The sequence below is a fragment of the Alcaligenes pakistanensis genome (assembly GCF_014652815.1).
Classification (GTDB): domain Bacteria; phylum Pseudomonadota; class Gammaproteobacteria; order Burkholderiales; family Burkholderiaceae_B; genus Alcaligenes; species Alcaligenes pakistanensis.
This window is the reverse complement of record NZ_BMZN01000001.1, coordinates 1,083,525-1,092,710: the sequence shown is the minus strand read 5'-3', so window position 1 is coordinate 1,092,710 and position 9,186 is coordinate 1,083,525. Positions and strand designations below refer to the sequence as shown.

The following is a 9,186-nucleotide window of genomic DNA, read 5'->3' as shown; positions in this document are numbered from 1 at the left end:
CGCCTTTGCGCCGATGATAGTGGACGGACGTCTGTGAAAGTAGGTCATCGTCAAGCTCTTATTCCTCAAAACCCCCGCAAGCATTGCTTGTGGGGGTTTTGTTTTTTATGCCGCAAAAATAGGCGGTATAAACGTCAATGGTGGTAGGTCTGCCACTGTCATACGGTTAACGCTCAAAGTATGGGTAAAATAGTTCGGTACAGTTATTGTTAATGCTTGTTTCAGGAGAACCGAATGAATCAGCCCATTAGCCCCGAGCTTGAACCAGGCTTGCCGCTGCGCAAGATTACGCACATCTGCTATGGCTTGTTTTCTCTGGCTATGATCAGTGCAGGTATCTTCGGTGCTGCCGCTGTTGCCGCTGTGATTCTTGCCTACGTCAAACGTGGCGATGCATCGGGCACGATTTATGCCAGCCATCTTGATTGGATTATCAAAACATTTTGGTGGGGCTTGCTCTGGGTGGCCTTGAGCGGCTTGTTGACCACGATCTTTATTGGCTGGGTAACGGCTTTGGTTGCCCTGGTCTGGATCATTCACCGCTTGATCAAAGGCTGGCTAGCCTTGTCGGGTGGTCAGGCCTTAGGTCACGATTATTAAGGCAACACAGCGCTCTGGGCTTGGCTCAGAGGGACTTGTTTAAAAAGGGTGCTCTTTATGAGCACCCTTTTTTATTGATGGCCTGTGTGCCTGAGCGTTTATGAACGAATCAGCCCATCGATATTGGATAAGCGTTTTACGGCGCCAAGAGATAAATGTGTTCGATATGCATATGGTGCATGCACTCGCGTAACAACAGTAAATAAATACCGAGGCTTTGATTGTTAATCAGCTTATGTATATTTTCCAAAGAGCTGGTATCGACCATTTTCAGGTTCACGGTACCTAGGCTAGCTGCTGCGTATAAGGTGAACAGATCATCAATCGTGTCCCGGCTCAGAATGTGCTGCTCGCTACCTTGGGTCTCGTTAAGCCATAGACTGAGTTCTTCCGCCAATTCCCCCGTCGCAAAAACCATGAACTGCCGCAGATCCAGGCTGGCTGGCATGATGGCATCTTCTACTACCTCAATCGCATGCTCCAGTTGGGCTGAGCGTGAGTTGGAGCCTGCAAAGCAATTGGCCAATAGCTGAACCCCACTTAGTTCGGGAAAGTGTTCCGTGTGAACTGGAGCACCTTTATGAGCCAGGCTGATTTCAGCGCATTCGGCGTTGAAGTGCAAGATAGCTACTTGGGCCTGGGGGTGGGCGGTTTGCAGGTTTTGCAGCAATACCGGGGTGCTCGGCGAAGGTGATGGTCTGAGGCTGTCTGACATAGAAATCCTTACGTATTGCCATCTATTGGTTCTGGCTCTCCGGCTTGCTTGAATAGAGCCAAAGCAAGATGTCTTTGCACATCATGATCTACGACGGGGGCTGGGTAATGTTGTCCAAGCTTGAAGTCGAGAGGTAGTTGTTTGGCCTGCCAGGGCGCATGGATAGCTTGCTTATCAAGGTTGAGCAGTTCAGGTACGTAGCGCCGTATGAATTGTCCCTCTGGGTCAAATTTACGGGACTGCGTGACAGGGTTGAAGATGCGAAAGTAAGGCTGTGCATCACACCCGGTAGAAGCGGCCCATTGCCAGCCGCCGACATTGGACGCCATGTCGTAATCAAGCAGCTTCTCAGCAAAATAGTGCTCGCCCCATCGCCAGTCTATCAGCAAGTCTTTTACTAGAAAGGAGGCGCTGATCATGCGCAGTCGGTTATGCATATAGCCGGTCTGATTCAACTGGCGCATGGCAGCATCCACAATGGGGTAGCCGGTGCGACCCTCTTTCCAGGCTTCAAACCAATCTTCGCGGTTAGGGAAGGGCAGGCTTTTGTACGCTGGTTTGAAACTTTCCGTGGCTGTCTCGGGGTGATGCCATAAGAACTGCTGGTAGAACTCTCGCCAGATAAGCTCGCTTAGCCAGGTGGCGGCGCCGTCTGAGTCGCTGGGCCAGGCCAGAGACACGGCTTGTCGAATCGATAGAGTGCCAAAGCGCAAATGAGGAGCCAGATAGGACACGCCTCGTTTGGCGGGGAAATCCCGGCGCTCTTGATAGGCATGAATTCTGGGCTCGAATTGTTCCAGCAAGGTCTGCGCTCCCTGCCAGCCAGCTGGACTCAAGAGCTGGTCTTTCGAGTCATCCTGAAAACCCAGCTCGTTCAGGCTAGGGATTGCCTGAGAAGAGAGTTGCGCCCATGAACCTTGCTTGCAGTCATAGCTTTGCACATCCTCTGAGCGTATGCGTGTCAACCAGTTGCGCTTATAAGGAGTAAAGACCGTATAGGGCTGTTTTTGTTGGGTCAGGATTTCATCGCGAGCAAAGATAACGTGGTCTTTAAACAGCTGTAGAGTGACATCTTGCTCACCCAATCGCTGTAAAACGGTTTGATCACGCGAAATTGCTGCTGGCTCGTAGTCTTCATTTGCGTAGACAGCATTGGCATTGAGGCTCGCAGCTAGTTCCGGGATCAGCTGTTCTGGATCGCCATGAGCCGTAATCAGCTCGCTGCCGAACTGACGAAGCTGCTCCTGCACTTGCAGCAAGCTTTCGCGTATAAAAGCCAGGCGTACGTCTTGGGAAGGCAGGGACTGCAAAATCGTGCTGTCAAAAATGAAGACACAGGCAACAGGTAAGCCGCTCTTTAGCGCGTGATGCAAGGCAGCATGATCATGTAGACGCAAATCACGACGTAGCCAGCACAATGCGTGCGGGTCTTGATTGGGTGGGGAAAACGAGTGAATCGGCATAACGGTTGGAAAACAAGGCGGCTTAAAATCGCGGCATGAAAAAAGGGCCGCGGCTGAAAGCTCAGCGACGCGGCCCGATAGCGCTTGAGGTGCCTGGAGCACCCCCGTGCTTATTTCAGGTGGGTGCTGACCAGCTTGGTCAGTTCAAACATGGAAACTTGATCCTTGCCGAACAGAGGGCGCAGTTTAGCGTCAGCATTGATGTTGCGACGATTTGCGGGGTCCTGGAGATCGTGCTTCTTGATGTATTCCCAGATTTTCTTCGTAACTTCAGTGCGCGGCAGCGCGCCAGGGCCAATCACTGCAGCCAGTGTCGGGCTAGGAGTGAGTGGTTTCATGAAGGCTGCATTGGGTTTGCGGGTAGCAGGCTTTTTTTCAGTGCTGGCCATGAACGGAACTCCTGAGGAACGAGTTGAAGGGGCGGGTTATGCGCTAGGGCACGACTTGTCTGTCAGCATACCGTGATACTCCCTGTACGTCCAAGCCCTTTGTGAGTCAGAGCTTTGCCGGTCTGTAAGCAGATTTTCCAGTGCTTACAGCCTGCTGCATTGCACTATCTATTTGGGCTTGGCATTCCTGTGCTCAATCATGCGCAGCACAGGTAGCTGTAGCATAATGATGGATTCGGCCTGCTGGAAGGCAATTGTGCTGCCTGTTGCTTTAATAGCGGTTTAAAGCCCTGGCCCTTTGTTTGAGATTGAGTATAGATATGAGCCCTACTGTGGATACCCTGGTAATACATCGCCCTGATGATTGGCATTTGCACCTGCGCGATGGCGCGGTGTTGGAATCGGTCCTGGGCCATACTGCGGCACAATTTGACCGGGCCATTGTCATGCCTAACCTGACTCCGCCTGTGACGACAACGGAGCAGGCGCTGGCTTATCGCGGCCGTATCCTGAGTGCTCTGGATAAAACGGTATACGTCGGTAAGTTTGAACCCTTGATGACTCTGTACCTGACAGACAATACCCACCCGGACGAGATCCGTCGTGCTAAAGACAGCGGTGTGGTGCACGGGGTGAAACTGTATCCCGCCGGTGCGACCACGAACTCCGATGCCGGGGTAACGGATCTGCTGAAGAACTGTACGGACGTATTGGCCCAGATGCAGGAATCGGGCATGCCTTTGCTCATGCACGGCGAAGTTACTGATCCTAGTATTGATTTGTTTGATCGTGAAGCCGTGTTTATTGAGCGCGTCATGATCCCTCTGCGTCAGGCTTTCCCCGAGCTTAAAGTAGTGTTCGAGCATTTGACCACTGCGGAAGGTGCTGCCTATGTCAGCCAGGCCGACGGTCCGGTGGCTGCCACCATTACCGCTCACCACCTGCTCTATAACCGTAATGCCTTGTTCCAGGGCGGCTTGCAGCCACATTGGTACTGTTTGCCTGTGCTGAAACGCGAAAAACATCGTCAGGCTTTGCTGGCGGCAGCAACTAGTGACAGTAAGCGTTTCTTCCTGGGTACAGATAGCGCACCACACTCGCGTAGTCGTAAAGAACAAAGCTGTGGCTGTGCAGGCTGTTATACCGCGCTGCATGCCATGGAACTGTATGCCACCGCCTTTGATAAGGCGGGACGTCTGGATAAGCTGGAAGCGTTTGCCAGCCTGAATGGTCCTGCTTTTTACGGTCTGCCCGTGAATGAAGGGACGATGACTCTGAAACGTGCTGAATTCACGATTCCTGAGTCCGTGGAAATGGCGGGTGAGCCCTTGATCCCACTGGCTGCAGGTCAGGCTCTGGTCTGGAGTGTGGTGAGCTAAGTATGAAAGAGGCTGTCTGGCTCAAACCCGTCAAGCAGGGGAGAGCTGGGCAGGTCTTTATACTCAGAGTCACCGCGTGATACGTCCGTGGAAACTGTTTTTCTTGATGTCGAGTGGTCTGCCTTAGTAGTACGAATGTTGGCCACCGGCTTGGTCGTGGTGCTGGTGTCCTGGTCGGTGGGGGCATTTGGCCCACTGATCGGTGGTGCCCTGGCCGGCTTACCTATGGTTTTGGGGCCTGGTTTTTATTTTCTGGCTCAGCAATTCCCTGCCGATTATGTACAGCAGGCGGCGACTTATGCCGTGTATTCGCTGAGCGCGACCCAGCTGTTTTTACTGCTCATTATTCTTTGTGCTCCGACCTTATCGCCTTGGCGAACCTTGTTGTGTGCGGTAGCGGGTTGGGCGATTGCGGCTTTTATATTGTCGTTTATGCCGATACAGCCCTGGCTGGGGCTGGGCTTGTTCATTGTGGTTACCGCATTCAGCTTGCGTGTGTCGCGTCGTTTGGCTGGCATGAAAGGAACAAGCAAGGCTAAGGCAGGGTGGGGCTTGCTGGTATTCAGAGGGACGCTGGCGGGCTTGTTGGTCGCTGTTGTGACAACCGGCAGTTCGCTATTGGGACCTAGCTTGTCGGGTCTGATTATGGCTTTTCCGATTGGCTATACCGTCGTGGCCGTGACCATTCATCAAACTCTGGGTGCGGCCAGCCTGGTTGCCACCTTACGCTCCGCCTTGTGGGGGACAGGCAGCTTGGCCGGTTTCTGCACCACGCTGGCGCTGATCTTCACGCAATTTCATTGGCTGACAGCCTTGTTATTGGCTGCCGCCGTGTCAATTGCCATTACCTTGTTACTGGTGTTTCGCCCCTGGGCGCGCCGGGCTTAAACGCTTATTCAGCGTCGAATAGCTCCTGACCCTGAGTGTTACGTGGCGGCGTCAGCCCCAGGTGACGCCAGGTGTTCAGGGTAGCAATGCGGCCTCTAGGGGTGCGTTGCAAAAAACCGTGCTGGATCAGATAAGGTTCAATCACATCTTCGATCGTGTCGCGCTCCTCACCAATGGCAGCGGCCAAGCTGTCTACCCCGACTGGGCCACCATCAAATTTGTGAATGATGGCTTCCAGCAATTTTCTATCCATTAAGTCCAGGCCTTGAGGGTCTACTTCCAGCATAGCCAGGGCTGCTTGTGCGCATTCGGTATGGATAATGCCGTCGGTTTTGACCTCGGCGTAATCGCGTACCCGACGCAAGAGCCGGTTGGCAATACGGGGAGTGCCGCGCGAGCGGCGGGCGATTTCGTAGGTGCCTTCGTCTGTAGTGCTGACATTGAGCAGGCGGGCACTACGCGCCACGATATGCGTCAAATCTTTGACGTCATAAAACTCCAGGCGCGACACAATACCAAAGCGGTCCCGCAAGGGGTTGGTCAACATGCCCGCGCGGGTGGTGGCACCGACCAGGGTAAAGGGCTGCAAATCCAGTTTGACGCTACGAGCGGCCGGGCCTTCACCTATCAGAATATCAATCTGAAAGTCTTCCAGCGCTGGGTACAGGATTTCCTCGACAACAGGCGACAGGCGGTGGATCTCGTCAATAAACAGGACGTCGTTGGGTTCCAGGTTGGTCAGCAGGGCCGCCAGATCACCGGGGCGCTCCAGTACGGGGCCGGAAGTCTGGCGCAGGTTCACCCCCATTTCATGGGCAATAATGTGAGCCAAGGTGGTTTTACCTAAACCCGGAGGGCCAAACAGCAAGACGTGGTCCAAGGCCTCCTGACGTTGACGGGCAGCAGCGATAAAAATTTCCAGCTGCTCTCGCGCACGCGCTTGCCCGACGTAGTCTTCCAGCATCTTGGGCCGTAAGGCGCGCTCGATGGACTCTTCGTTGGGGGACAGGGGTTTGGGCGTGATGATGCGCTGTTCAGAGGGCAGGCTGGAGAGCGAATCGGAGTGTATGGCCATGATGACTACGCTGATTGAATATACAGTATGGTACACCAAGCATTAGTAGCCTGAGTACTGGGGGCTCATTGCGAATGTAAGGAGTCGCTGTGCAAGTCCTGGTCTCGCTACATGGAGGATCATTTTGTGTTGGTGGGTCTAGGCTGTGGCGCTTGGCATCACGCATAATGTGGGTTGGAGTGTTCAATCGAGATTTTAGCCATGTCCCTGGAATTACCTGATTTTGCTGATGTTGTGGCCGCTGCTGAGCGCTTGGCACCTGTGGCACACCGTACGCCGGTTTTAACGTCGACAAGCTTGAATGAGCGCTTGAACGGCGAAGTCTATTTTAAATGCGAGAACTTCCAACGCATTGGTGCCTTTAAGTTTCGAGGCGGTTTCAATGCTTTGCTGCGGTTAAGTGAACAGCAGAAAAAAGCGGGGGTAGTGGCGTTTTCTTCAGGCAATCATGCCCAGGCAGTGGCCTTATCGGCCAAGCTGCTGGGTATACCCGCCACCATCATCATGAACTCGGATGCTCCGGTCGCCAAGCTGGCTGCGACGCGTGGCTATGGGGCCAAGGTGATTGAGTATGATCGCCTGACCCAAGACCGGGCCCAGATTGCACAAGAACTGGTCGATCGGGAGGGCTTGACCTTGATCCCGCCTTTCGCACATCCCGACGTTATTGCGGGGCAGGGTACAGCCGCCTTGGAACTGTTCCAGGATGTGCCCGATTTACAGCAGTTTTATGTCCCCCTGGGTGGTGGTGGCTTGCTGTCGGGCTGTTTGCTGGCCGCCAAGGCGATGGCTCCCCATTGCGAGGTTTTTGGTGTTGAGCCGCAGGCTGGTGATGATGCCCAGCAGTCTTTGCGTAGTGGTGAAATCGTCAAAATTGCTCCCCCAGCGTCGATTGCTGATGGGGCCTTGACCCAGGCTCTAGCCCCTATGACTTTTGAACTGATACGCAGCATGGTGACTAGTGTTTTGACGGTGCCTGATACTGAGTTGGTTCAGGCCATGCGTTTCTTTGCTGAGCGCATGAAGATGGTGGTGGAGCCGACCGGTTGTCTGGGGGCTGCTGCTGTCATGCGCCAGGGTGATTTGCAAGGCCGCAAAGTCGGCGTGTTGATCAGTGGCGGCAATGTAGATGTATCCACTTTGGGGCGTTTACTGGCTTGATGGCGGAAGTGTAAAAAAGTAGACATATAACACACCTCAGCGCTTAGATTGAACCAGACTGGTGAGCTATTGAGCTATTGAGCTATTGAGCTATTGAGCTATTGAGCTATTGAGTCATTTAGTTATTCAGTTATTTAGTCATTGAACTTTTGCGTCATTAGCATTGAGCGTTCTAATGATCGAAGCAATGAAGCAACGAAGCAACGAAGCAACGAAGCAACGAAGCAACGAAGCAACGAAGCAACGAAGCAATGAGGTGACTAAGTTATGAGGCCTTGCAGCAGCAGGCAGGTGAATGGGTTGCTAAAAATACAGATAAAAAAAACCGGGCAATAGCCCGGTTTTTTTTGAGTGCTCGACAGCTTCGTATCAAGCGCGTGACAAGGATTTCAGAGCCTGTTTGATCCCTTCCGACACGTCAATATCATCGGGCAAGGCTTTGACAGCAATATTGGCTTCCTTATTGGAATATCCCAACGCTTCCAGCGCGTGCATGACATCATCACGGCTATTGGGAATCGCGCTGACAGTACCACCGGTGCCTAAGTCGGCACCCAGCTTGCCACGCAGTTCCAGCAAAAGGCGTTCAGCCGTTTTCTTGCCGATACCCGGAACCTTGACCAGACGGGAGGTCTCTTGGCGGGTAATGGCGTCAGCCAGCTCATCTGCGCTCATCCCCGAGAGCAAAGAAAGCGCAGTGCGAGCGCCAATGCCGGTGACTTTGATCAGGGCTTTAAAGGTGCTGCGCTCGTTCAGGCTGGAAAAGCCAAACAGCACGTGAGCATCCTCACGGATGGCCAAGTGGGTGAACAGATTGACCTGAGCGCCCAGTTCCGGCATTTGGTAGAGCGTGCTCATGGGGACATCGATTTCGTAACCCACCCCGCCTACGTCTACACAGATGGTAGGCGGTTGTTTCTCGATCAAGGTACCCCGGATACGACCTATCATGACATTCCTTCTGGAGAGTTAACCCAAGATCCGGCCAGCGCGGATGCGTCGGCGCGGGCCTGTTGTTATGGCTCCGCTTTTTTGCAGGCCACCCACCACACTGGCGTGATGGGCATGGCTGATGGCGCAGGCCAGCGCATCGGCTGAGTCCGGTGCGGGCAAGCCATTGAGTTGTAGTAGCCGCTGGACCATCAGTTGGATTTGTTCTTTGGCAGCATGGCCGCTGCCCGTCACGGTTTTTTTGATTTGCAAAGCCGTATATTCGTGCACATCCAGCCCACCGACGGCTAGCGCACATAAAGCAGCACCACGCGCCTGCCCCAGTAAAAGGGTAGAGGCGGGATTGCTGTTTACGAAGACTTTTTCAATGGCAGAGGTGTCGGGCTTGCTTTGCTCAATCACCTCAGTGATGTGAGTCAAAATTAGCTTAAGCCGCTCTGCCAGAGGCAGATCAGACGGGACCACAATGGTCCCGCTGGCCACGTAGCGCAAGCTGGGCCCCTGGACGTCGATCACCCCAAAACCGGTGCGACGCAAGCCAGGGTCTATGCCCAGGATTCGCATC

10 protein-coding genes are annotated in these 9,186 nt (G+C 53.7%); 4 read left to right on the top strand and 6 right to left on the bottom strand.

Features of this window, described 5'->3' with window-relative positions; all coding sequences use genetic code 11:
- Positions 1-234: 234 nt before the first annotated feature.
- Positions 235-600, top strand: a complete 366-nt coding sequence (locus IE156_RS05005; protein WP_189391337.1) for a DUF4870 family protein — start codon at positions 235-237, stop codon at positions 598-600.
- A gap of 136 nt (positions 601-736) precedes the next feature.
- Here the strand turns inward: IE156_RS05005 and IE156_RS05000 are convergent, their stop codons facing one another.
- The 3 genes from IE156_RS05000 to IE156_RS04990 all read right to left on the bottom strand — a co-directional run bounded on the left by IE156_RS05000 (position 737) and on the right by IE156_RS04990 (position 3,167).
- Complete coding sequence (locus IE156_RS05000) at positions 737-1,315, bottom strand: hypothetical protein (protein WP_189391336.1); 579 nt, start codon at positions 1,313-1,315, stop codon at positions 737-739.
- An 8-nt stretch (positions 1,316-1,323) separates the two neighbouring features.
- Complete coding sequence (locus IE156_RS04995; RefSeq protein WP_189391335.1) at positions 1,324-2,778, bottom strand: cryptochrome/photolyase family protein; 1,455 nt, start codon at positions 2,776-2,778, stop codon at positions 1,324-1,326.
- A 110-nt stretch (positions 2,779-2,888) separates the two neighbouring features.
- Positions 2,889-3,167, bottom strand: a complete 279-nt coding sequence (locus tag IE156_RS04990; RefSeq protein ID WP_189391334.1) for an SWIB/MDM2 domain-containing protein — start codon at positions 3,165-3,167, stop codon at positions 2,889-2,891.
- A 320-nt stretch (positions 3,168-3,487) separates the two neighbouring features.
- Here IE156_RS04990 and pyrC point away from each other — a divergent pair, with 320 nt between their 5' ends.
- Together pyrC and IE156_RS04980 are read left to right on the top strand one after the other, a co-directional pair.
- A complete protein-coding gene (gene pyrC / locus IE156_RS04985; RefSeq protein ID WP_189391333.1) occupies positions 3,488-4,546 on the top strand; it encodes a dihydroorotase in 1,059 nt (352 codons plus the stop codon).
- A gap of 135 nt (positions 4,547-4,681) precedes the next feature.
- Positions 4,682-5,434, top strand: coding sequence for a hypothetical protein (locus IE156_RS04980; RefSeq protein WP_189391332.1), 753 nt, complete (start codon positions 4,682-4,684; stop codon positions 5,432-5,434).
- A 4-nt stretch (positions 5,435-5,438) separates the two neighbouring features.
- Here IE156_RS04980 and ruvB read toward each other — a convergent pair whose 3' ends face one another.
- On the bottom strand, positions 5,439-6,509 hold the full coding sequence (gene ruvB, locus IE156_RS04975) for a Holliday junction branch migration DNA helicase RuvB (RefSeq protein WP_189391331.1): 1,071 nt from the start codon (positions 6,507-6,509) through the stop codon (positions 5,439-5,441).
- A 201-nt stretch (positions 6,510-6,710) separates the two neighbouring features.
- Between ruvB and IE156_RS04970 the strand changes: the two genes are divergently transcribed.
- Positions 6,711-7,670 (top strand): threo-3-hydroxy-L-aspartate ammonia-lyase, encoded by a 960-nt coding sequence (locus IE156_RS04970; protein WP_189391330.1) that lies wholly within the window; start codon positions 6,711-6,713, stop codon positions 7,668-7,670.
- 369 nt (positions 7,671-8,039) lie between these two features.
- Here IE156_RS04970 and ruvA read toward each other — a convergent pair whose 3' ends face one another.
- Both ruvA and ruvC read right to left on the bottom strand, forming a co-directional pair.
- A complete protein-coding gene (gene ruvA / locus IE156_RS04965) occupies positions 8,040-8,621 on the bottom strand; it encodes a Holliday junction branch migration protein RuvA (RefSeq protein ID WP_189391329.1) in 582 nt (193 codons plus the stop codon).
- 18 nt (positions 8,622-8,639) lie between these two features.
- Complete coding sequence (gene ruvC / locus IE156_RS04960) at positions 8,640-9,185, bottom strand: crossover junction endodeoxyribonuclease RuvC (RefSeq protein ID WP_189391328.1); 546 nt, start codon at positions 9,183-9,185, stop codon at positions 8,640-8,642.
- Between the last annotated feature and the right edge of the window lies 1 nt (position 9,186).

Coding starts and splice junctions, on each gene's coding strand:
- ruvC (WP_189391328.1), bottom strand. CDS start 9,185: ATGCGAATCCTGGGCATAGACCCTGGCTTGCGTCGCACCGGTTTTGGG.
- IE156_RS04995 (WP_189391335.1), bottom strand. CDS start 2,778: ATGCCGATTCACTCGTTTTCCCCACCCAATCAAGACCCGCACGCATTG.
- IE156_RS05000 (WP_189391336.1), bottom strand. CDS start 1,315: ATGTCAGACAGCCTCAGACCATCACCTTCGCCGAGCACCCCGGTATTG.
- IE156_RS04970 (WP_189391330.1), top strand. CDS start 6,711: ATGTCCCTGGAATTACCTGATTTTGCTGATGTTGTGGCCGCTGCTGAG.
- IE156_RS04990 (WP_189391334.1), bottom strand. CDS start 3,167: ATGGCCAGCACTGAAAAAAAGCCTGCTACCCGCAAACCCAATGCAGCC.
- ruvA (WP_189391329.1), bottom strand. CDS start 8,621: ATGATAGGTCGTATCCGGGGTACCTTGATCGAGAAACAACCGCCTACC.
- IE156_RS05005 (WP_189391337.1), top strand. CDS start 235: ATGAATCAGCCCATTAGCCCCGAGCTTGAACCAGGCTTGCCGCTGCGC.
- ruvB (WP_189391331.1), bottom strand. CDS start 6,509: ATGGCCATACACTCCGATTCGCTCTCCAGCCTGCCCTCTGAACAGCGC.
- IE156_RS04980 (WP_189391332.1), top strand. CDS start 4,682: ATGTTGGCCACCGGCTTGGTCGTGGTGCTGGTGTCCTGGTCGGTGGGG.
- pyrC (WP_189391333.1), top strand. CDS start 3,488: ATGAGCCCTACTGTGGATACCCTGGTAATACATCGCCCTGATGATTGG.